The 23813-nt window shown below is 38.9% G+C and carries 22 protein-coding genes; 18 read left to right on the forward strand and 4 right to left on the reverse strand.

Going from position 1 to position 23813, the window contains the following annotated elements; genetic code table 11:
- Positions 1 to 136: 136 nt before the first annotated feature.
- Positions 137 to 2470 (reverse strand): transglycosylase domain-containing protein, encoded by a 2334-nt coding sequence (locus QZ413_RS01030; RefSeq protein ID WP_297074643.1) that lies wholly within the window; start codon positions 2468 to 2470, stop codon positions 137 to 139.
- A gap of 167 nt (positions 2471 to 2637) precedes the next feature.
- On the opposite strand from QZ413_RS01030, the gene tyrS reads away from it, so the two are divergent.
- The 5 genes from tyrS (at position 2638) to QZ413_RS01055 (ending at position 8737) form a co-directional block, all read left to right on the forward strand.
- On the forward strand, positions 2638 to 3900 hold the full coding sequence (tyrS, locus tag QZ413_RS01035; RefSeq protein ID WP_297074645.1) for a tyrosine--tRNA ligase: 1263 nt from the start codon (positions 2638 to 2640) through the stop codon (positions 3898 to 3900).
- Between the two features lie 50 nt (positions 3901 to 3950).
- Positions 3951 to 4853 carry a deoxyribonuclease IV gene (locus QZ413_RS01040; protein WP_297074646.1) on the forward strand — a complete coding sequence of 301 codons (903 nt, stop codon included), beginning with the start codon at positions 3951 to 3953 and terminating at the stop codon, positions 4851 to 4853.
- An 83-nt stretch (positions 4854 to 4936) separates the two neighbouring features.
- Positions 4937 to 5143: a YneF family protein gene (locus QZ413_RS01045; protein ID WP_297074647.1), complete on the forward strand. Its 207-nt coding sequence runs from the start codon at positions 4937 to 4939 to the stop codon at positions 5141 to 5143.
- A gap of 64 nt (positions 5144 to 5207) precedes the next feature.
- The gene (locus QZ413_RS01050; RefSeq protein ID WP_297074648.1) at positions 5208 to 6959 is read left to right on the forward strand and encodes an ABC transporter ATP-binding protein; all 1752 of its coding nucleotides are present in this window, start codon (positions 5208 to 5210) and stop codon (positions 6957 to 6959) included.
- Positions 6959 to 8737 carry an ABC transporter ATP-binding protein gene (locus QZ413_RS01055; protein ID WP_297074649.1) on the forward strand — a complete coding sequence of 593 codons (1779 nt, stop codon included), beginning with the start codon at positions 6959 to 6961 and terminating at the stop codon, positions 8735 to 8737. Before QZ413_RS01050 ends, QZ413_RS01055 begins: the two co-directional genes overlap by 1 nt.
- Before the next feature lie 171 nt (positions 8738 to 8908).
- On the opposite strand, the gene QZ413_RS01060 is transcribed toward QZ413_RS01055, so the two are convergent.
- Positions 8909 to 9382, reverse strand: a complete 474-nt coding sequence (locus QZ413_RS01060; protein WP_297074650.1) for a glutathione peroxidase — start codon at positions 9380 to 9382, stop codon at positions 8909 to 8911.
- Between the two features lie 67 nt (positions 9383 to 9449).
- Positions 9450 to 10823, reverse strand: coding sequence for an MATE family efflux transporter (locus QZ413_RS01065; RefSeq protein WP_297074651.1), 1374 nt, complete (start codon positions 10821 to 10823; stop codon positions 9450 to 9452).
- Positions 10824 to 11022: 199 nt separating this feature from the next.
- Between QZ413_RS01065 and trxB the strand changes: the two genes are divergently transcribed.
- The 5 genes from trxB (at position 11023) to thrB (ending at position 16364) form a co-directional block, all read left to right on the forward strand.
- Entirely contained in the window at positions 11023 to 11934 is a 912-nt protein-coding gene (trxB, locus tag QZ413_RS01070; protein WP_297074653.1) for a thioredoxin-disulfide reductase, read from the forward strand.
- A gap of 90 nt (positions 11935 to 12024) precedes the next feature.
- The gene (locus tag QZ413_RS01075; RefSeq protein ID WP_297074654.1) at positions 12025 to 13749 is read left to right on the forward strand and encodes a phospho-sugar mutase; all 1725 of its coding nucleotides are present in this window, start codon (positions 12025 to 12027) and stop codon (positions 13747 to 13749) included.
- Positions 13750 to 13810: 61 nt separating this feature from the next.
- Entirely contained in the window at positions 13811 to 14113 is a 303-nt protein-coding gene (locus QZ413_RS01080; RefSeq protein ID WP_297074656.1) for a metalloregulator ArsR/SmtB family transcription factor, read from the forward strand.
- Between the two features lie 101 nt (positions 14114 to 14214).
- A complete protein-coding gene (locus QZ413_RS01085; RefSeq protein WP_297074657.1) occupies positions 14215 to 15483 on the forward strand; it encodes a homoserine dehydrogenase in 1269 nt (422 codons plus the stop codon).
- Positions 15480 to 16364: a homoserine kinase gene (gene thrB / locus QZ413_RS01090; RefSeq protein WP_297074659.1), complete on the forward strand. Its 885-nt coding sequence runs from the start codon at positions 15480 to 15482 to the stop codon at positions 16362 to 16364. The genes QZ413_RS01085 and thrB overlap by 4 nt, the downstream gene beginning before the upstream one ends.
- 136 nt (positions 16365 to 16500) lie before the next feature.
- Here thrB and QZ413_RS01095 read toward each other — a convergent pair whose 3' ends face one another.
- Entirely contained in the window at positions 16501 to 17361 is an 861-nt protein-coding gene (locus QZ413_RS01095; RefSeq protein WP_297074660.1) for a pyruvate, water dikinase regulatory protein, read from the reverse strand.
- A gap of 92 nt (positions 17362 to 17453) precedes the next feature.
- Between QZ413_RS01095 and QZ413_RS01100 the strand changes: the two genes are divergently transcribed.
- The 8 genes from QZ413_RS01100 to era all read left to right on the forward strand — a co-directional run bounded on the left by QZ413_RS01100 (position 17454) and on the right by era (position 23800).
- Positions 17454 to 17906 (forward strand): Fur family transcriptional regulator, encoded by a 453-nt coding sequence (locus QZ413_RS01100; protein WP_297074661.1) that lies wholly within the window; start codon positions 17454 to 17456, stop codon positions 17904 to 17906.
- Between the two features lie 147 nt (positions 17907 to 18053).
- Positions 18054 to 18230: a 30S ribosomal protein S21 gene (rpsU, locus tag QZ413_RS01105; RefSeq protein ID WP_002356740.1), complete on the forward strand. Its 177-nt coding sequence runs from the start codon at positions 18054 to 18056 to the stop codon at positions 18228 to 18230.
- A gap of 29 nt (positions 18231 to 18259) precedes the next feature.
- The gene (locus tag QZ413_RS01110) at positions 18260 to 18703 is read left to right on the forward strand and encodes a GatB/YqeY domain-containing protein (protein WP_297075303.1); all 444 of its coding nucleotides are present in this window, start codon (positions 18260 to 18262) and stop codon (positions 18701 to 18703) included.
- Between the two features lie 97 nt (positions 18704 to 18800).
- Positions 18801 to 19808: a PhoH family protein gene (locus QZ413_RS01115; RefSeq protein ID WP_297075306.1), complete on the forward strand. Its 1008-nt coding sequence runs from the start codon at positions 18801 to 18803 to the stop codon at positions 19806 to 19808.
- Between the two features lie 14 nt (positions 19809 to 19822).
- Positions 19823 to 22021 (forward strand): HD family phosphohydrolase, encoded by a 2199-nt coding sequence (locus QZ413_RS01120; RefSeq protein WP_297075309.1) that lies wholly within the window; start codon positions 19823 to 19825, stop codon positions 22019 to 22021.
- Positions 22022 to 22025: 4 nt separating this feature from the next.
- Positions 22026 to 22505 (forward strand): rRNA maturation RNase YbeY, encoded by a 480-nt coding sequence (gene ybeY, locus QZ413_RS01125; protein ID WP_297075314.1) that lies wholly within the window; start codon positions 22026 to 22028, stop codon positions 22503 to 22505.
- Complete coding sequence (locus QZ413_RS01130) at positions 22483 to 22887, forward strand: diacylglycerol kinase family protein (RefSeq protein ID WP_297075317.1); 405 nt, start codon at positions 22483 to 22485, stop codon at positions 22885 to 22887. The genes ybeY and QZ413_RS01130 overlap by 23 nt, the downstream gene beginning before the upstream one ends.
- A gap of 13 nt (positions 22888 to 22900) precedes the next feature.
- Entirely contained in the window at positions 22901 to 23800 is a 900-nt protein-coding gene (era, locus tag QZ413_RS01135; protein WP_297075320.1) for a GTPase Era, read from the forward strand.
- Positions 23801 to 23813: the final 13 nt, after the last annotated feature.

Below are 23813 nucleotides of genomic sequence, written 5' to 3' on the forward strand. Positions count from 1 at the left end.
TTAAAAATCGAATACAGGGTGTTTCAGAAGTAACGTCTTCGAAAAACAAGCCGCATCATGACCGAAATAGATGAATCTATTATCGGAATGATGCGGCTTATTTTTTAGAGCTGCCCACTTCTGTCACAGCCTCATTTTAGTTATTTGGAATACGTGGAGCAATAGTACGCCAGTAATCGAGGTAGTTGCTATCGGTTCCGCCGATTCCAAATTTAAACGTACTATCTTTTAGACCATCTTTCGCCCAATAAGAGGTAGTTGTTTCTTTTGGAACGGTTACTTTATAGTTGTTAATGGTCACAGTATTAACCAATTTTTCACCAGTGAAAGTCGCAACTTTTTCTTTTTTGACACTATTGTCTAGAGTAAATTTCTCATTGGTATTGATCAATTCAGGATTTGCCTGATAGATTGCATTAGCCAAGTAGGCCATATAGTTGGCTTGGCGTTTGCTTGCCCCTGAATCAGATGGTGTATTGTCATCATGTCCTGTCCAACCACTTAGCGTGATCGAAGGAGTAGAGACAACGAGCCAAGAATCTACATAGTCGTTTGTTGTTCCTGTTTTTCCAACCCAATCAGCGGAAGCTAATGTACCATTGACTGAGCCTAATACATTTTTATATGGTGTGGTAATTTTGCTATCTAATACACTACGCATCAAATCATTCATAATCGAAGCTGTTGCTTTAGAATACACTTGAACTGGTTTTTCATCATATTGATAGACGACTTGACCAGTAGAGTCAGTGATGGTATCGATTAAATGCCCTTTTTGATAAGTTCCACCATTAGCCAAGGTCTGGAAACCGGCTGTTTGTTCTAAGACGGTTAGATCCATTACGCCAAGAGGTGCTGACTTATAGCTCCATTGGTCAAGATCAGGATAGTCCATCTTAGAAAGATACTCATCATAAACAAAACGATCATCTTTGGCATTGTTTAAAGTGGCTTGATAGATTTGATAGGCCGGAATATTATTAGACCAAGAGATGGCATCGCGTACTGTTTGGAAGGTATTCATATTGATTTGCGTCGCATTGACGACCGCATCACCACTATCATCACCTTCGCCACCCCAGTTGGTTTCATAATTGGATACACGTGATTCTGTACCAATCAATCCTTGATCCACAGCAGGGCCGTACACTAAAGCGGGTTTGATTGCTGAACCTGCTTGTCGCTTGGCTACAAACGCATGATCAAACTGATTCGTTGAAAAATCACGACCAGCGACAAAACCTAGGATTTTACCCGTCTTATTGTCCATGAGAATATTCCCAACTTGCGTTTCCACTCCTGTATCGTCATCAAGCAAGTAGCCATTAGCCGCTACAGCATCCTGCATCGCTTGGTAGACTCCTTGGTCGATTGTCGACTTAACAGTGTACCCACCAGATGCAATTTTTTGTTCTGCCAATTCTTCATAAGAATTTTTGATTGCTTCTTTTTGATAATCTTGCGTACTCACTTTGGCTTGTGTAGCTAATTGTTTTGCTAAAACTTCTTTTGCTTGATCAAGAACAGCATAATAAAGATAACTTTGTTCATCTTGATTGGTTTGATCTTGAGGAAGGAAGTCTTTTGCAAGATCATAATTTTTTGCCTCTTCGTATTCTTCTTTGGTGATCGCTTTTGTTCGATACATGCTAAATAAGACAAAATCTTTACGTTTTAATCCAAGCGAGTCATCTTCTTTCAAAGAACCGTCGGCATTGTAAGGGCTATAGCTGATTGGACTTTGTGGCAATCCAGCAAGAAAGGCCGCTTGTGCTAGATTTAGCTCACTAGGTTGAACTCCAAAGATCCCTTCAGCGGCTTCTTGGACACCTGCGATATTTTGACCTTTGTTATTGCGTCCAAAAGGAGATACATTTAAATACATCGTTACGATTTCATCTTTTGAAAAAACATCGTCTACTTGACGCGCAAGAATGATTTCGTTGGCTTTGCGTTTAAAGGTCGTTTCGTTAGTTAACATTTGCTGCTTGACTAATTGTTGGGTCAAAGTAGATCCACCACTACTGCCAATACCGGTTACTTCAGAAATCAAAGCCCGAAGTACGGCTTTAGGGACAAATCCATTGTGTTCATAGAAATTTTCGTCTTCCGTTGCGACGATTGCTTTTTTAACTAAATCAGAAATTTGATCTGATTTGACGGTCGTTCGCTGTAAATCAGAATTTACGGTAGCGATCATCGCGTTATTGGCATACGTCAAGGTTGATGTTTGCGAGATGTTGCCAAGTTCTTGTTGGAGCGTTTGTTTGTTTGGTAGTTTCGTGTCTTCTACTAAATAGGCAAAATATCCTACGCCAATTCCTAAACCGAGTGAGCCAGCAAAAATCCCGATACAAATGACGAATAAAACAAGGGACTGAATCACGCGCATTGCGACATTAAAATAAAATAAGCCACCAGAAGAACGAGGTGTTTGTCTTGATTTTTTTGTTGCTCGTTTTTGTGCCAAAAGGGTCACCTCAATTTTCATATTATTCTGTATGATTATATCAAAAAATAGATTAGAAGGATAGGTGGACGATTAGATGGAAAATCGAAGAATTTGCACTTGATACTTTTCTTTCTTAAAAATATCAGTTAATATGGAGAATGACTACGCCGTAAGGGGGAAAAAAAATGAGTTCTGACTTTTTTCAAGAACTAAAAGATCGTGGCTTGGTATTTCAAACAACCGATGAAGCCGCATTAGAAAAACAACTGAATGAGGAATCTGTAAAATTATATGTTGGGTTTGATCCAACTGCCGATAGCTTGCATATTGGACATTTGTTACCTGTACTAATGTTACGCCGTTTCCAACAAAATGGACACGTTCCAATCGCTCTAGTTGGTGGTGGGACAGGAATGATCGGTGATCCTTCATTTAAAGATCAAGAACGCCAATTGAATACATTAGATATCGTGCAACAATGGTCCAATCAAATTAAAGGTCAATTGTCGCGCTTTATTGACTTTGAAAGCGAAACAGCTCCGGCAATTATTGCCAATAATTATGATTGGTTAGGCGAAATTTCGATGATCGATTTTTTACGCGATGTTGGGAAAAACTTTACCATCAATTATATGATGAGTAAAGAAAGTGTCAAACGTCGTATCGAAAGCGGGATCTCATATACAGAATTTGCTTATCAATTACTACAAGCATATGATTTTCTAAAATTATACGAAACACACGGTTGTCTATTGCAATTAGGTGGTAGTGATCAATGGGGAAATATTACTTCAGGGATCGAATTACTACGCCGTGAAAAAGAAGTTCAAGGATTTGGACTTACAATGCCGTTGATCACTAAAGCTGATGGAACAAAATTTGGGAAGACAGAAGGTAACGCGGTTTGGTTAGATGCAGAAAAAACAACACCGTACGAATTCTACCAATTTTGGATCAACACGGATGATCGTGATGTGATCAAGTTCTTAAAATACTTTACTTTCTTACCTTTAGCAGAAATCGCTGAAATCGAAAAAGCATTTTTAGCAGCACCAGAAAGTCGAGTGGCACAAAAAGCGTTGGCTAAAGAAGTAACGACACTTGTCCACGGTCAAGAACGCTATGAACAAGCAGTTCGTATCTCGAATGCCTTGTTTAATGGTGAGATCAAACAACTGACTGGTGAAGAAATCGAACAAGGGTTTAAAGATGTCCCAACGTATCATGTGACATCAGAAGATTCGGATCAATTACTTGAGCTATTGATTGCAGCAAATATCGCTTCATCCAAACGTCAAGCACGTGAAGATTTACAAAATGGTGCGATCTATGTCAATGGTGAACGCGTTCAAAGCGTGGATTACGTTTTACAAGCTAGCGATAAACTATCAGATCGTTTTGTTGTGATTCGACGAGGAAAGAAAAAATACTTTTTACTAACATTTTAAAAAAAGGTGTGTGGTCAAACACACGCCTTTTTTGATTAAAGGAGAATTTAATGAGAATTGGCTCACATGTTTCCATGAGTGGAAAAGAGATGTTACTCGCTTCAGCAAAAGAAGCGGCAAGTTACGATGCAACAACGTTTATGATTTATACTGGGGCACCGCAAAATACTCGTCGTAAACCGATTGAGGAATTAAATATTGAAGCTGGACAAGCATTTATGGAATCACACGGCTTAGGAGATATCGTCGTGCATGCCCCATATATCATTAATTTAGGCAATACGATCAAACCGCAAAATTTTGGATTTGCGATTGAATTTTTACGTGAAGAAATTCGACGTGCCCAAGCATTAGGCGCTACTCAAATTACCTTGCACCCTGGTGCACATGTAGGCGAAGGGGCGGATGCTGGTATTAAGCAGATCATCAAAGGATTGAATGAAGTCTTAGATAAAGATCAGATTCCTCAGATCGCCTTAGAAACGATGGCTGGAAAAGGAACAGAGATTGGGCGAACATTTGAAGAATTAGCACAGATCATTGAGGGCGTTACCTTGAATGAAAAACTGTCGGTTACACTAGACACGTGTCATACTAATGATGCAGGCTACAATATAAAAGAAGATTTTGATGGTGTCTTAAACGAATTTGATCATATTATTGGGTTAGATCGCTTGAAAGTATTACACGTTAATGATTCGAAAAATCCTCAAGGGTCACATAAAGACCGTCATGCCAATATCGGCTTTGGTACAATCGGTTTTGATGCATTGAATCACGTTGTACACCATCCCCAATTGCTAACGTTACCTAAAATTTTAGAAACACCTTATGTCGGTGAGGATAAAAAGACAAAACGTGCACCATATAAACGCGAGATCGAGATGTTTCAAACGCAAACCTTTGATCCGCAGATGATCGAAAAAATCCAAACTGAAATTTTAGAGAGATAACTTTTTATTTTTGGATTGTTTTTATTTTATTTTCTAGTAAAATAGAAAATTGAGAGTGCATTCAAGAAAGGAGTGTTTGCTAAATGTGGTATGTAGTAGTGGCAATTGTTGCATTAGCTTTAGGAGCTGTAGGTGGCTTTTTCTTAGCGCGTAAATATATGCAAGATTACTTGAAAAAAAATCCTCCAATCAACGAGGATATGTTGCGTTCAATGATGATGTCGATGGGGCAAAAACCATCTGAGAAAAAAATTCGTCAAATGATGCAACAAATGAAAAATCAAAAATAATTGATTTTAACGCGGGCTGATATTCCAGTTCGCGTTTTTCTGACGCTAAAAGGAGTGAAGTAAGGTGTCGATATTTAAAAAATTAGGTTGGTTTTTTAAAGCTGAAAAGAAACATTATATTGTTGGAATTATCGCATTGATTGTAGTCGCTATCGTTCAATTAATTCCACCAAAAATTATTGGTGTAATCATTGATGAAATCGATGGTCGTTTGTTAACGAGTTCACGTCTAGTAATGTGGATCAGTATTTTAGTAGTCGCCGCTAGTTTACAATATGTGTTTCGTTTTATTTGGCGGACGAATATTTGGGGAAGTGCCGCGCGTTTAGAACGAAGCTTACGCGAACGATTGTTTCGACACTTTACGAAAATGGATCACGAATTCTATCAACAACATCGTACTGGTGATTTGATGGCACATGCGACAAATGATGTTAGTGCGGTCCAAAACGTTGCTGGAGCAGGAATCTTAACATTTGCCGATTCGTTGATCACAGGGATTTCGACGATTGTCGCGATGGTGTTATTTGTAGACTGGCGTTTGACGATCTTAGCGATGATTCCATTACCACTATTAGCCGTAACGTCTCGAGTTTTAGGATCAAAAATCCATGCGGCATTTCGTGAATCACAAGCGGCCTTTTCCACGATCAATGATAAAGCACAAGAAAGTATTACTGGAATGAAGGTTATCAAAACATTTGGTCAAGAAGAAGAAGATATCGCCGATTTTGAAACGAAGATCGAACAGGCGATTGTGAAAAATCAGCGGGTCAATCGCTTAGATGCGTTATTTGATCCTGCAATTACCTTGATTATTGGCCTTTCTTATGTGCTGACGATTATCATTGGTGGACGCTATGTCATGAACGAAACGATTACGATCGGACAATTGGTGTCTTTTGTAAGCTATATCGGGATGTTAGTATGGCCGATGTTTGCGATTGGGCGCTTGTTTAATGTCATCGAACGAGGAAATGCGAGTTATGATCGAATCGAAGCACTATTGGCACATCAAACGCATATCATCGAAGAAAAGCATGGCATCAAAACCAAGGCTCAAGGGGATGTAATGATTGCAATTAATGAATTTCATTATCCAAAACAAAACGCAATCGCATTACAAGATATTCAAATTACCATAAAAGAAGGACAAACATTAGGACTAGTTGGGAAAACTGGAGCGGGAAAAACAACGCTGCTAAAATTATTGTTACGCGAATACGATCATTTTAACGGTAAGATTTTATTTGGCCAACACGGGTTGAGTCAATATACTTTAGATGCATTGTTGCAATCGATTGGGTATGTACCACAAGATCACTTTTTATTTTCTATGACGATCTTAGACAATATTCGCTTTGCTAATCCGACTTTACCTAAAGAACAAGTGTATCAAGCTGCGAAGATGGCTGCAATCCACGAAGATATCTTACAATTGCCACAAGGATATGACACGATGGTCGGAGAGAGAGGGGTATCGTTGTCTGGTGGTCAAAAGCAACGGTTGTCGATTGCCAGAGCTTTAGTTGTAAGACCGGAGTTGTTGATTTTAGATGATGCCTTATCGGCAGTTGATGCAAAAACGGAAGAAAAAATCTTGACTCAATTACGCACGGAACACCATCGACAAACGACAATCATTGCCGCGCATCGTTTAAGTAGTGTGATGCACGCCGATGAGATCGTAGTGTTTGATGAAGGAAAGATTACCGAACGCGGGACACATCATGAGTTATTAGCTTATGATGGTTGGTATCGTAAAATGTGGGAAAAACAACAACTTGAAGCAAAAATTGAAGGAGGAGAAGCCTAATGGAAAAACAATCAGAATGGTCCAAATCCTTGCCTTTGAAAGAACAGCTAACAATCATTAAACGAATGCTCAAATTTACCAAAGCGTACCGTAAGACATATGTGATTGCGATTGGCTTTTCTTTAGCCTTAGCGATCGTCAATATTTTGATGCCAAAGGTCTTGCAATATTTGATTGACAATTATTTGACGACTAAATCAGCGACCACGCAAATTATTCTCTTTTTTGGTGTGTTGTATCTTTTCGGAACACTTTTAAAAGCCATTATTTGGTTTTTTCAAAGTTATTTGTATTCGATGGCCTCGTTAAAAACGTTACAACATGTACGTCTCACACTATTTAAAAAGTTACACACACTTGGTATGCGGTACTTTGATCAAACACCGGCGGGATCGATTGTATCGCGAGTATCAAACGATACAGAATCGCTTAATGAATTTTGGTACGTCTTTTTAACGGTCATTACGGGCGTATTTGCCGTCGTGTCCTCATTCATCGCGATGTTCCAGATCAATGCTAAAATTGCGTGTATCAATTTATTATTTTTGCCGATCTTATTATTTGTCATTTGGTATTACCAAAAATACAGCTCGAAGATCTATCGCCAAATGCGTGAACGCTTGAGTCAGTTAAATACCAAGTTGAATGAATCGATCTCTGGGATGAGTATTATCCAACAATTTCGACAAGAAGAACGTTTGAATCGTGAATTTGAAGCGACAAATAACGATTATTTGGCTACCCGTTTTGCGATGATTCGCACAAATTCTTTGCTTTTGGCGCCAATTATTAATTTATTATATGCTCTAGCAGTAGCAGTTTCTTTAAGTTTATTTGGGATCGACGCGATGCACTCACCGATTGAAGTTGGCCTGATCTATGCCTTTACTACGTACGTATCGAGCTTTTTTAATCCGATGACGCAAATGATGGACTCCTTAAGTGTCTTTACAGATGGAATCGTAGCGAGTAGTCGGATTTTGACGATATTGGATCATGAAGAAGCAACACCACAACCTTATGCACAAGCCGATGCTACCGTGACACAAGGGAAAATCGAATTTCGCCACGTGACGTTTTCTTATGACGGGCAACATCCAGTACTAAAAGATATTTCGTTTATTGCTTATCCAGGACAAACGGTAGCCTTAGTCGGGCATACTGGTAGCGGAAAAAGTTCGATCATTAATGTATTGATGCGTTTTTATGAATTTGGTGAAGGACAAGTCTTGATCGATGACCGTGATATTCGAGAATTTCCGTTAGCTGAGCTGCGTGAAAAATTAGGATTAGTACTTCAAGACGCTTTTCTATTTTATGGGGATATTAGTGACAATATTCGTCTGATGAATCCAAATATCACGCAATTTGAAGTCGAAGAAGCAGCTCGATTTGTTCAAGCGGATGCGTTTATCCAAAAATTACCAGGCGGATATCATGCTAAAGTAATTGAACGCGGTGCGGGATATTCTAGCGGGCAACGCCAATTGATTTCATTTGCACGTACGATTGTAACGCAACCGAAAATTTTGATTTTAGATGAGGCAACCGCTAATATCGATACCGAAACAGAAGGATTTATTCAGGAAGGCTTGCAAAATATGCGCCGTGGTCGTACAACGATTGCAATCGCCCATCGGTTGTCGACCATCAAAGATGCGGATTTAATTCTTGTATTGGATCATGGAAACATTGTAGAACGTGGAACACATGAACAATTGATCGAACAAATGGGGCTTTATGCTGACATGTATGCTTTACAAAGTGCAGAAGTCTAAAAAGAGGTGCTGATAGAAGTTTACAGCTTAAAAAAATAAGCCGAAACATTCCGATAATAGCTTCAACTATATCGGTAATGATTTAGCTTATTTTTGAAGGAATCACTTCTGGAGTAGTATTTGTTTAGTGCAAAATGGGGTGTGACAGACATTTGTCACACCCCATTTTTTTTATAAAATTGCTTCGATATCAGTAGTTGCATCTAATGGGGATGTTTTTGGACCATAGCGTTTAATGACATGTCCTTCTTTATCGACTAAAAATTTTGTAAAATTCCATTTGATGGCATCAGACAGCAAACCACCTTGAGCCTCTTTTAAATACGTAAATAAAGGATGGGCTTCTTTTCCATTTACGGCGATGATTTCATGCATTGGAAAACTTACTCCATAAGAAAGACGACAGCTTTCAGCAGCCTTTTGTCCATCACTGACTTCTTGATGGAATTGATTTGAAGGAAAGCCGAGAACGACAAATCCTTGGTCTTGGTATTTTTTATAAAGTGCTTCAAGATCAGAAAATTGTCCTCTTAAGCCGCATTTTGTTGCTGTATTGACGATCATCATCGCTTGTCCTTTATAGCGTTCAAGCGTGTAAGCATTACCCGATTCATCTACTACTTCAATATCATAAATTGTTGTCATATTATACCCTCCAATATGAAATCAGTACAACTTTAGTATACACAAAAAGCGAACAAATACCCACGAATTAAGCCAGTTCGACTTCTTCTTTTTGATCTAGTACCGCTTTAGAACGCCACACTCCAGAGCGCCAACGATAGATCATCAATAGGCTACGTAATAATTCATCGATCGCATAGGCAATCCATACGCCAACAAGACCCCAACCGATAGGGATAGCTAACAGATAAGAAAACGGCAGGCTGATGATCCATAAGACGATTAAACTACACACTAGTGGATATTTGACATCACCGCTTGCATTTAAGGATCCAACTAAGATCATATTGACCGAACGAACAGCTTCTAATAAGATTTCAACTAAAAAGACTTGCTTGGCAATCGCAATGACGGTTTCATCTGTGGTAAAGATCCCCATGATAGGCTCGATAAAAATGTAAGTCAGAATACAAATCAATACACTTGCACTCACACCAAGAATCATGGAGCGCATGCCTCTAGTATACGCACGATCAAATTCTTTTGCCCCTACATGACGACCGATCATAATCTGATTTCCTTGACTTAAAGCTGCAGCAATCAAATAGACGAATTGTGAAATGGCCGTAATATATGATTTGGCGATCAGTACACTTGCCCCTAAAGAAGCCACGATCATAGTTACGACGACTTGAGCCCCTTGATACGATAATGATTCGCCTGAAGAAGGAAGACCATAAGTTAAGATTTGTTTCATACGCTTAAAGGAGAAGCGTTTAAGGGACAATTCCGTCAACGAATAATAAATATGTTTCTTCAATAATACAACAGCAATGATCAACCCGATACCATTACCAAAAACACTAGACCACGCTAATCCTGCTACGCCAAAACTTGGTAGACCAAAGGGACCATAAAGAGCAAAGTAATTGCCAATAACGGCCAAGATACTGGCTGTCATAGGGATTAAAAGAGCTGGTTTGGTATAGCCATGTGTACGTAAAATCGCGATAATCACAGCTGACAACGCTGAAATCACTAAACTACCTCCAAAAATCTGCAAATAACTTTTTCCAATGGCAATCAGATCAGGTGTGAGGTTCATGATGTGCAGTAACGGACTAGAAAGACTGATAAACGTTACACTGATTATCAGACCGATCAAAAAGGCACTAAATAAACTTGTATTGATGACTTCTTTAATTTCATGGTTACGTCTAGCACCAAGAAGCTGTGCAATAATGATTTGGGTACCCACTGTAACAAAACCATAAATAAAAATCGATAAATTCAACAATTGATTGGCAGCACCAATCGAGGCAACAGCGGGTTCAGAATAATGTGAGATCATCCAAACATTGACATTTCCAATGACCACACGTAAGAAAAATTCAATAAAAATCGGCCAACTTAAAAACAATAATTCAGAATCAGATGGGGTAAGGCGAAATAATTTGGTCACAATAGGTTCCTTTCTTTTGAACACGACTTAGCAACAACTTCTTGAAAAGTTTACTCCACCAAATTAGAAAGTCAAGTTCTATGAAGAAACTCCAATAAAAAAAGAACACTTGCTTTTTTTTAAAATTCAAAGCAAAATAGTCGACAGAGTGTCTAGAAAAAAGTAAAGTTTAGACAGTGAGAAAACGGAGGGAAAAATTATGTATGATGTAGTAATAATCGGAGCAGGACCTGCAGGGATGACCGCAGCGCTTTACGCTTCTAGAGCAAATTTAAATGTCGTAATGATCGAGCGTGGAGCCCCTGGTGGTCAAATGAACAATACGGCCGAAGTCGAAAACTATCCAGGATTTGATTCTATTCAAGGACCAGATTTAGCAAATAAAATGTATGAAAATACGGAGCGCTTTGGAACTAAAAATGCGTATGGCATCGTTAAAGGAATCAAAGATCAAGGCGATTACAAAGAAGTGATCACAGATGATGAAACTTATCAGGCAAAAACTGTGATTATTGCGACAGGCTGTGATCATCGTAAATTAGGTGTTCTGGGTGAAGACGAGTATGCAGGCCGTGGGGTATCGTATTGTGCTGTCTGTGATGGTGCATTTTTCCGCAACAAAAAATTAGTGGTTGTTGGTGGCGGCGATTCAGCAGTCGAAGAAGCGATCTATTTGACACGTTTTGCTAAGGAAGTTGTCATTATCCACCGTCGTGATGAACTACGTGCCCAACAAATCATTCAAGAACGCGCATTTGCGAATGAAAAAATCTCATTTATTTGGGATACTGTCGTAGAAGAGATCACAGGAAACGATATGGTCGTGCAAAGCGTGAAAACACGTAACGTGAAGACTGATGAAGTCAAAGAAGAAGCAGCAGATGGTGTGTTTATCTATGTCGGACTAGATCCTCTGACAGAGCCATTCCAAAATACTGGGATTTTAAATGAAGAAGGTTGGATCGTAACAGATAATAACATGCAAACGAAAGTTCCAGGCGTCTTTGCAGTCGGGGATGCGCGTGAAAAAGAATTGCGTCAAATCACAACAGCAGTCGGTGAAGGAAGTATCGCAGGCCAAAACGTATATAATTATATCGAATCATTGTAAAAGATGCGCTTAGGCGCATCTTTTTTTTCTAGGCGTCCTATGTAATTAATGATATACTTAAAATGAATGAATGATGAAAGGGTGTTCTTTATGTCTTGGAAAGAAGTTTTTGAGCAATGGAAAAAAGAAGAAACATTGGATTCTTCTTTAAAATCAGAATTAGAAAAATTGGAGCAAGATCCTGCCGCACTAGAAGATGCTTTTTATACGCAATTAGAGTTTGGAACAGCAGGAATGCGCGGTTTATTAGGTCCTGGGATTAACCGAATGAACATCTATACCGTACGTCAAGCAACTGAAGGATTGGCACGATTTATGGATACACAAGATCCTGAAACTAAAAAACGTGGTGTGGCGATTGCATATGACTCACGTCATTTTTCAGAAACATTCGCGATGGAAGCTGCACGTACATTAGCTAAACACGATATTCCTTCATTTGTATTTGAAGGGTTGCGTCCAACGCCAGAATTATCATTTGCTGTACGTCATTTACATGCTTTTACTGGAATCATGATTACCGCTTCGCATAATCCAGCAGCATACAATGGCTATAAGGTCTACGGTGAAGACGGTGGTCAAATGCCACCAGCAGATGCAGATGCATTGACTGGATTCGTACGTGAGATTGAAAATCCACTAGAGATCCCCGTATTATCTGAAGCTGAGATTCATACAAGTGGCTTGATCTCAATTATTGGTGAAGAAGTCGATCATGCGTATTTAGAGCGTATTAAAGAAGTGACGATCAATCATGCACTAGTTGAAGAAATGGGTAAAGAATTAAAATTAGTCTATACGCCATTACACGGGACAGGTCGTATGCTAGGTGAGCGTGCGTTGAAACAAGCAGGATTTGAAAAATTTGTGATCGAACCAAATCAAGGGATTCCTGATCCAGACTTTTCAACAGTGAAATCACCAAATCCTGAAGAAGCAGGAGCATTTGAGTATGCGATGACACTAGGGAAAAAAGAAGAAGCTGATCTTTTGATCGCGACAGATCCAGATGCAGACCGTTTAGGCGCAGCTGTCCGTTTGCCAAATGGTGACTACCAAGTGTTGACTGGAAATCAAATCGGAGCAATCATGATCCACTATATTTTAGAGGCGCATAAACAAGCCAATACGCTACCAGAAAACGCGGCTGTCTTAAAATCAATCGTATCAAGTGAATTGCCAACAGCGATTGCTAAAAGCTATGGCGTTACGATGATGAACGTGTTGACTGGGTTTAAATTCATTGCAGAAAAAATCGAACAATTTGAAGAAGACCATTCACATACTTTCATGTTTGGGTTTGAAGAAAGCTATGGCTATCTTGTAAAATCTTTTGTTCGTGACAAAGATGCAATTCAAGCGCTTGTTTTATTGGCTGAGATTGCCGCATATTATAAAAAAGCAGGAAAAACATTATACGATGCATTACAAGAAATTTTCGAAACCTATGGCTATTATGCTGAAAAAACGATTTCTGTAACGATGAGTGGTCAAGAAGGTGCAGCAAAAATCGCTGCTTTAATGACGCGTTTTCGTGAACAAGCACCGACTGCATTTGCGGGTATCGATGTAGCCGTTGCTGAAGATTTTCAAGCAGGCACGATCACAAATCTAAATACAAATGAAACAAGTGAAATGACAACACCAGCATCTAATGTATTAAAATACCAATTGGTAGACGATAGTTGGATTGCAGTACGTCCTTCAGGAACGGAACCAAAAATCAAATTTTACATTGGTGTTAAAGCAGATACTAAAGAAGCAGCGGATCAAAAAATCAATGATTTAGAAGCAGCGATTAATGCTTTAGCATAAATGAATGAAAACTAGGATGTTCTTGGTCCTAGTTTTTTCTATCGAATAAAGTAGGTGAATTATGGAAACTTCAGCAAATGAACTCGAACAAGTAGTCCAATTATTTAAAGTATTGAGTGATCGTAATCGCTTGAAAATTTTATTGTTTTTACAAACGGGTGAGAAAAATGTGACCACGATTGCTCAAGAAATGGATATGGAACAGTCTGCCGTGTCTCATCAATTGCGCTTACTGCGAGATAAACATATTGTAAAAACTAGACGCGAAGGAAAGGCGATTTTATATAGTTTAGATGATCATCACGTAGTCGAAGTGTTGACGAAGACCTTTGAACATGTTCATCATCAATCAAGCTTCTTTTGATGGATTTTCAGAAAATCCTAGTTTTTGTGGTCGCTTTTTGTTATGCTAATGGAAATTATTAGAAAACAATGAAAGAGATTTCTTTCAGAAAAGGAGTTTATATGGAAGACAAGCCACTAAATATTGCGATTTTAGGACTAGGATCTGTAGGGGGAAAGGTCGTTGAATTGCTCGCGCATCATCAAAAAAAGATGGTAGATCAAACAGGTAGAAAGATTCAAATCAAAACAGCATTGGTTCGCTCAGTAACACAATCTGATAAACGTTCAATTGCACAGCGTTATGGCATCGAGTTAACAGAGTCGATTGAAACAATCACAAACGATCCAGAGATTGAGCTCGTAATTGAATTACTTGGTCGTATCCATCCTGCAAAAGAATATATCGAAGCGTGTTTGATGAAGCAAAAGAGCGTGATCACTGCAAATAAAGATCTGGTTGCTTCTCATGGCGCATCATTAAATGACCTTGCGCAAACTTATAATGTCGCTTTACTCTATGAAGCAAGTGTTGGTGGTGGTATTCCAATTATCCAAACGTTACAACAGCAATTTGCGTTTGATGAGATTACGAAAATGACGGGTATCTTGAACGGAACCACTAATTTTATTTTAAGTAAGATGCTAGATGAATCACTAAGTTACGAGCACGCACTAGCTTTAGCTCAAGAATTGGGATACGCAGAATCGGATCCGTTTAACGATGTTTCGGGAACCGATGCAGCTTATAAAGCGATCGTGTTGGCACAGGTCGTCTATAAAATCGCCCCTTCACTCGAGCAAGTCGCATTAGAAGGTATCGAAGATCTTTCAAGTGACTATTTAGCGCTTGTCAAACAGTTTGGCTACAAAGTAAAATTATTGACGACGGTCAAAGCAGTAGCTGATCAAGTCGAACTACAAGTGGCACCAACATTGATTGATACGCAACAATTACTTGCTCAAATTGATCAAGAAACCAATGCTTTAGTGATTGAAAGTAAACAGATCGGTCAGACGTTTTTAAGTGGTCCTGGAGCTGGAGCTGCTCCAACAGCTTCTAGCGTATTAGCAGATCTTTATCACTATCTCACAACACAAACATCTACTTCTTCATCGCTAAAGCCAGCCACACTTGGTAAAAAAACGCCAAAGATATACGGGATTTGCTTTGAACAACCGACGCAAATCAAGAAATTTACGAATCAACAATTGACGTGGATTGATACGATCGTACATCAAACCGTTGAAACGAAAACGTATATTATGGTACGTACGAAGCCGATTTTAGAGGCTGAAAAAACGCAATTATGTACACAAATCGCAGAACTTACTTCATTTAGTAAATGCCTAGAGATATTTGATGCTAAAGAAAAAGAGGATGGACAATGAAAATAAAAATTCCAGCAACGAGTGCGAATCTTGGACCGGGGTTTGATTCTTGTGGGATCGCCGTCAATCGTTATCTAGAAATTACGGTAAAAGAAACTACAGATGCATGGGAAATCGAACACGATCTAGGTCAAGATATTGCAAGTGATCAAGAAAATTTACTGATTCAAACTGCCTTATCGGTCACAAAAGACTTAGTTCCACACCGAATTCAGATGACATCGACAATTCCTTTAGCCAGAGGATTGGGAAGTAGCTCTTCTGTGATTGTCGCAGGAATTGAATTAGCCAACCAATTAGGACGACTAAATCTTTCGAATCACGAAAAACTTACACTTGCAACTAAAATTGAAGGTCATCCAGATAATGTGGCCCCAGCGATTTTCGGTCAATTAGCGATTGCTTCTTATGATGCGACAAGTGGTCAAGTGGACAACGTCACTGCGCCTTTTCCCGAATGTGGAATTGTCGCCTACATTCCCAAACAAGAGTTATTGACGAAAACGAGCCGTGCAGTATTGCCAGAGACATTTACTTATCAAGAGGCAGTAAAAGCGAGTGCAATTGCAAATGTCATGTTGGGGGCATTGCTCACTAACGATATAAAACTAGCTGCTAGCATGATGGCAAAAGATCGTTTCCACGAATCCTTTCGTGCAAAAATCGTTCCAGAGTTAGCACAATTAAAAAATTTAGCAACAAAAAATGGAGCCTATGGAGCGTTTTTAAGCGGTGCAGGTCCAACAGTATTGTTTTTAACACCAAAAGATCAAGAAGCACAATTGATGAACCAATTGGCTCTTTATGCAAAAGATACTGCAGTAATCGAAGCATTAGCGATCGATACTAAAGGGATCCAAGTCGAAAAAACGGGAGTGTGACAAGCGTCACACTCCCTAAAAGATAGATAAATAGTGCATCAGAAGTAGCATTGCCAACAATAAGTCGAATCATTACCGAAATAGGTACTGATTCGACTTATTTTTTAGCTATCTACTTTTGGCACAGCTTTTTGTTTTAAATTGGTTTGGTACTTTCGTCAGAATCGGTAATGTAATAACTGTGGTCTTCTAATTTTAAGGCATTTAAAATCATAGAGGCTGTCTCTTCGATAGATAAAGATGCCACATTGATCACGACACAACCGATTTTCTCATAAAGATCTTGTGCAAAATCTAGTTCTTCACGGATCTTATCAATATTTGAATAGGCCGTATCGGGATTTAACCCATAGGTCAACATGCGCTCTTTGCGAATCGAATTTAAAACGTCTGGATCATTCGTCAAACCAACGATCTTTTTAGGATCGACGTCCCAAATTTGTTTAGGGATATGCGCTTGCGGTACGATTGGAAGATTGGCCACTTTTAGATTTTTATTCGCTAAAAACAAACTAAGTGGCGTTTTAGATGTCCTAGAAACGCCTAATAATACAACGTCTGCTTCTAAAAAGCCTCTTGGATCTTTCCCATCATCGTATTTGACAGCAAACTCCATCGCTTTGATTCGTTTAAAATAATTTTCATTTAAGTGATGCATCGCACCTGGTTCACGCGAAGGTTCGATACCGGTACGTCTTGCGACTTCATCAACTGCAGGAGAAAGAACGTCCATATGAAAGACGCCACTTTGTTCACAAAATTCATTTGTCAATTCGATCAATTCTGTTTTGATCAAGGTATGTAAAATCACACCGTTTTTTTGTTTTGCGTCTTTTAATGTTTTTAAAAGTGCTTCTTTTGAACGGATAAAGGTTCTGCGATGTAGGGAAAAATCAACTGAAGGATATTGTGCCATGGTTGCTTGGGCAAGTTTTGTAGCCGTTTCACCAGCAGAATCAGATACCACAAAGAAATTAATAATCGGATTGTCTGTCATAAAATTCGCCTCACTTGTTTTTTTTATAGGAATAGTATACCATAAAGTGACTAAAATGAATCGTAATCATTTGGATTTAGGGGTAAACAGCTATGACAAATCACACGCAGCACACGCACGAATCAGGAATTGAGCAAGCGCTAGAATTATTAAAAACTTACGGGTTTAAATATACCAAAAAACGAGAGATGCTCTTGACTTATTTAGCCAAGACCAACCGCTATCTGCCGGCTAGAGAAGTCTACGAAGCATTAAGTCAAACGTATCCTAATGTCAGTTATGATACGATCTATCGTAATTTACATGATTTTTCAGAAATCGGAATCGTCGAACAAACGGATCTAAATGGCGAGATGAAATTTCGCTTTCACTGTAAATTACATGGAATCGGTGAGCATCACCATCATTTTATTTGTTCGGTGTGTGGCAAAACGAAAGAGCTTCAATATTGTCCGATGACGATCTTTGAAGACCAATTACAAGGATGTAAAGTTGAGGGCCATCGTTTTGAGATTTATGGACGATGTGAGGAATGCCAAAATTAGTCAAATCACGAAATTCTCAGAACATTTTAAGAGAACATCTTGACAGTTTGATACCCCTCATATATAATTTTTTAAGGACAGTGTTGTTAGTTGGGTTTCCAATTAGCAAAAACGGTTACTTTTTAAGCTCGGAGGGAGGGAATTTATATGTCAAAAACAGTGGTTCGCAAAAATGAATCTCTTGACGATGCTCTTCGTCGCTTCAAACGTTCCGTGTCAAAAGCAGGTACTTTACAAGAATCTCGCAAACGTGAATTCTATGAAAAACCAAGTGTGAAACGTAAGAAGAAATCTGAAGCAGCTAGAAAACGTAAAAAATTCTAATCTAGCCGCAAAGAATTGGAGCTGGTAGTGTGACGCTACTTAGTACGTTGAACGATGACATGAAAACGGCGATGAAGGCTAAAGATAAAGAACGCTTGAGCGTGATTCGTATGTTGAAAGCATCGCTTCAAAACGAGCAAATCAAGGTTGGCCACGAATTGAATGATGAAGAAGAATTGACGATTTTATCTCGTGAGATGAAACAACGTCGTGATTCTTTGACTGAATTTGAAAAAGCGGGTCGTGAAGATCTTGTTGAAAAAGTAAAAGGTGAAATTATCATCGTAGAAAAATATCTTCCGCAGCAATTGACTGAAGAAGAAATCCGTCAAATCGTTTCTGACGCAATCGTGAAAACGAATGCGACTTCTGCCAAAGAATTTGGTAAAGTAATGGGCGTTGTGATGCCTCAAGTTAAAGGTAAAGCAGATGGAAATCAAGTAAACGCAATTGTGAAAGAGCTATTGAAATAAGAGGTAAGGACACGTCGCAGACAGTTTTGTCTGCGACTTTTTTCAATTTTACAGACAAAATGAAAAGCAGTAACGTTTTAAAACGAGTTATGGTATTATGGTACTAAAGTTCAATCACGAAGGAGCGATCATTTTTTTGTTTGAAAACCAATATTCTAGAGAAATCGAATTAGCATCAACAGATGACTTAGCGATGCTAGTCGGTACACATGATAAACATATGAAAGTTATCGAAGAACATACTCAAACCACGATTTTAACACGAGGCGAGGTCATTCAAGTGCTTGGCGAACAAGCACAAGTCGATCAAGTTGTTGAATTGATCCAAGCGTTATTGCTTTTGATCAATCGTGGGATCAACGTTACCACTCCCGATGTGATTAGCGCATTGAAATTGATGCATCAACATAAATTGGGTTCTTTTTTGACGTTATATGAACAAGAGATTTTAAAAGATCGTACAGGAAAAGTGATCCGTGCGAAAAATCTTGGTCAAATTCGTTATGTCGAAGCTATTGAAAAGCATGACGTAGTATTTGGGATCGGTCCAGCTGGAACTGGGAAGACGTTTTTAGCCGTTGTATTAGCGATCGCGGCACTAAAAAAAGGGCAAGTCGAAAAAATCATCTTGACACGACCAGCAGTAGAAGCAGGGGAGAAACTTGGATTTTTACCAGGTGATCTAAAAGAAAAAGTTGATCCTTACCTACGTCCAGTCTACGATGCGTTGTATCAAATCTTTGGTGTCGAACACACGACGCGTCTAATGGAACGCGGAGTCATTGAAATTGCACCATTGGCCTATATGCGTGGACGAACATTAGAAAATGCATTTGTGATTTTAGATGAAGCGCAAAATACGACGATCGCGCAAATGAAGATGTTCTTGACACGACTAGGCTTTCATTCAAAAATGATCGTCAATGGAGATGCTAGCCAAATCGATTTACCAAAAGGTGTCACAAGCGGTCTCGTTCATGCGCAGCAAACGTTGCAAAACATCAAACAAATTCAATTTGTTCATTTTGATGCAGCAGATGTAGTGAGACATCCCGTCGTCGCTGAGATCATCAAAGCGTATGAGCATGAAACGGCACTTGAATAAAGAAGGGAGAACGTATGATAATTCAACCTTTAGCAAAATTACATCAAAAAATGGGACGGTTTTTTATTCCGACCGTCTTAGTATTCTTTTTTATTATCAGTACATTATTATTGTATCCTAGTGTGCAGCAAAAAAGTGTGAGCTATCAAGAAGGCCAAGTAGCGGAAGAAAATATCCGAGCGAACAAAACGATCGAAAATACGAACGCAACGGAGCAAAAACGCAAATTAGCAGCCGAAGCGGTCACACCAGAATATACCTATCAATCGGATATGGCGAAAAAACAATACGATTTAGTCAATAATCTATTCACCTTGATCTTACGTGTGAAAGATGCGGCAGATAAATCGTATCAACAAAAAGTACAAGCCGCAAAAAATGGAACAGAAGTTGTGAAACCAACTGTAGATGAACTGATTACGGCACTGAAGAAAGAATTCAAATCAATCGATTCAGACGATTTAGATTTTTATCAAAGCATGAACACGAATTTTTTACAAAATGTATTTACACTTTCATCTGCTGAAATTGCAACTGTTCGTGATCAAACACTTGAATTGATGAATGAACAAATGTCTAAACAAATCAAATCCAATGAGGTAGAAACCGCTAGACAAACGGCTGAAAATCAATTGGATCAACTAGAATTAAGTGTTAGTCAAGCAAGTGTCATCCGTTATTTATTAAGTAAGGGGATCGTGGCCAATACTTTCTTAAATGAGAAACGAACGACTGAATTGCAAAATGAAGCAAAAGATGCCATTCAGCCGGTGATGATTTACCAAGGGGAGATCATTGTTCGTGAAGGTTCACAAATCGATCAAACGGCGATCGAAAAATTGAAATTGCTTGGATTGACCAATAAAAATAAAAGCTATTTTTCATTGGTTGCTGTAGTTTGTGCGATTTTACTGCAAATCGGCATGCTGATCTTTTTTGTCAAACAAATGGAAGAAAAAACTAAAGCTACTGATTGTTATCTATTTTATATGACGATTATGACGCTTAGTATGGTCGCGATGAAGTTTTTCCAACTGTTTCAATCAGGGGGACTACCGTATATCCCGTTATTCTTTCCAGCTGCATTTGCGCCGCTTGTGTTGAATCTATTTATGAATCGACGCTCAGGGCTATTAGCAGCGCTGTTCCAAGTAATCTTTGCGATGTTTATTTTCAATAATACCTATAGCGATATTGGAACCAATATTTTGATTTTTATTTTGCTTTCGTATTTGTTCTCAGGTGTGATGGGGGCGATCATTCGTCAACAACGTATCTCCGAACAATTGGTGATCTCAATGATGTGGTTGGTCATCTTCCCGTTGTTGATGAACATTATGCTTGTGATCTATCAAGGAATGAGTATTACCGAAGGACAAACGTGGATCGCCTTAGCTTGTGCTTTAGCTGGGACGCTGTTGTCGTTACTCTTGACGATGGGACTACATCAGTATATCGAATTGCTCGTAACTGATGACAGTGTTATCGTATTAAATGAATTGAGTAATCCCAACCATCCGCTATTGAAACGTCTATTAGAAGAAGCACCCGGCACGTATCACCATAGTATGATGGTAGCTAATTTAAGTGCCAATGCGGTCGCAGCGATTGGTGGCAATTCTTTGCTCACACGTGTAGCATGTTATTATCATGACATCGGTAAATTGAAACATGCAAATTTCTTTGTTGAAAATTTACCTGCCGGAGCGGAGAATCCGCATAATTTCTTGTTGCCAGAAGATAGTCGCGATATTATTTTCGGTCACGTTTTAGATGGTGCAGAAGTCTTAGAAAAAGAGCGGATGCCGCAAATGGTGATCGATATTTGTCGCCAACATCACGGCACAACATTGATGAAATTCTTTTACGTGAAAGCCAAAGAACGCAATGATCAAATCGAAGAAGCGGATTTTCGTTATCCAGGTCCAAAACCGCAGTCAAAAGAAGCCGGTGTCGTAAGTATCGCAGATAGTTGTGAAGCGGCTGTACGTGCGATGGATCATCCAAGTAATGAAGATATCAAACGCTTTGTTTCAAATTTGATTAAAGATCGAATTTTAGATGGACAACTAGAAGATTCTGGGTTAACGTTAAAGGAAATTCGGTTAGTTGAAGAATCTTTAGTCAATGGATTATGTTCGACTTTCCATTCGCGGATTAAATATCCTAAAATGAAACCTACTGCATCACAAGACTCAAAGAAAGAAGCGTAACAAGATGGAAATTACCTTTATTGATGAACAAACACTCGTAACACCAGAAAAAATCAACGAAATTCAAGCATTATTAAATTTTGCAGCAACGCATCTAGGAATTGAAGAAGATGCAGAGATGTCGGTTACGTTTATGAATAACCCAGAGATTCAAGTCATCAATCGGGAGTATCGAGGAAAAGATGCGCCGACTGATGTGATTAGTTTTGCATTTGAAGAAGAAGGGGAGGGAGAGATGGAGATTTTCTTTGATGAAGAAAACGCCCTTGATCTACCACGGACACTTGGAGACATCATGATTTCAGTCGAGCGTGCCAAAGAACAAGCTAGTGAGTATGGTCATTCTTTTGATCGTGAACTAGGGTTTTTGGCTTTACATGGCTTTTTACATATCAATGGATATGACCATATGACTCCAGAAGATGAAAAAGAGATGTTTGACCTTCAAAAAGAAATTCTTGATGCATATGGACTTGAGAGATAAGACGCACGAACAAACAGAAAAAAACAAATCATTTATCCAATCGGTCGACTTTGCCGTTACAGGGTGGAAGACGGCTTTTCATGATGAGCGAAATTTTCGTAGTCATCTTATGACGACAGTCGCAGCCATTTTAGCGGGTCTATTCTTTCGCTTGGCGATGTATGAATGGTTTTGGCTACTAGGCAGTTGTTTTTTGGTTTTATTCGCTGAATTGATCAATACTGCTTTTGAAAATGTAGTCGATATGGTAACGGATCATCATTTTCATCCCGTTGGAAAAAAAGTCAAAGATATTGCAGCTGGGGCTGTTTTACTCACCGCATGCTTTGCTTTTTTAATTGGATGTTTGATTTTTATCCCAAAAATTATAGCATGGTTTTAATTAAGGAGAAGAAATGACAGAACATAAATCAGGATTTGTAGCGATCGTGGGTCGCCCAAACGTTGGAAAATCAACATTATTAAATCGAATCGTCGGTCAAAAAATTGCGATCATGAGTGATAAGGCTCAAACAACACGAAACAAAATCCAAGGGGTATATACGACAGACGATACCCAAATCGTTTTTATCGATACACCAGGAATCCATAAACCAAAGTCACGTCTAGGTGATTTTATGGTTGAAACAGCCTACAGTGCATTACGTGAAGTCGACGTTGTGTTGTTTATGATCAGTGCAGATCAAAAGCGTGGTAAGGGAGACGACTTTATCATTGAACGCTTGAAAAAAAGTGATGTGCCCGTCTTTTTAGTCGTAAATAAATTGGATAAAGTCCAACCAGATCAGTTATTATTGACAATTGAAGATTATGCTAAACAAATGGAATTTGCAGAAGTCGTTCCAATCTCTGCTACAGAAGGCAATAATTTCGAAACGTTAATGCAGACGATCGAATCAAAATTACCAGAAGGTCCACAATATTTTCCAGAAGATCAAGTCACAGATCATCCAGAATATTTTATTGTTGCTGAATTGATTCGCGAAAAAATATTATCATTAACACGCGATGAAATTCCGCATTCTGTAGCTGTGGTAGTGGATTCGATGAAACGTAACGATCAAGATAAAGTCGAAATCCAAGCGACGATCATCGTCGAACGAGATAGCCAAAAAGGAATCGTGATTGGTAAAGGCGGCAAGATGATGAAACAAATCGGTACCAAAGCACGTCGTGACATTGAACAATTACTAGGAGATAAAGTATTCTTAGAATTATGGGTAAAAGTGCAAAAAGATTGGCGTGACAAACAACGTTATCTGACCGATTACGGCTACAAAGAAAACGAATATTAACCAACTAAGTTAC

This window comes from uncultured Enterococcus sp., from assembly GCF_913775425.1.
Lineage (GTDB): Bacteria > Bacillota > Bacilli > Lactobacillales > Enterococcaceae > Enterococcus_G.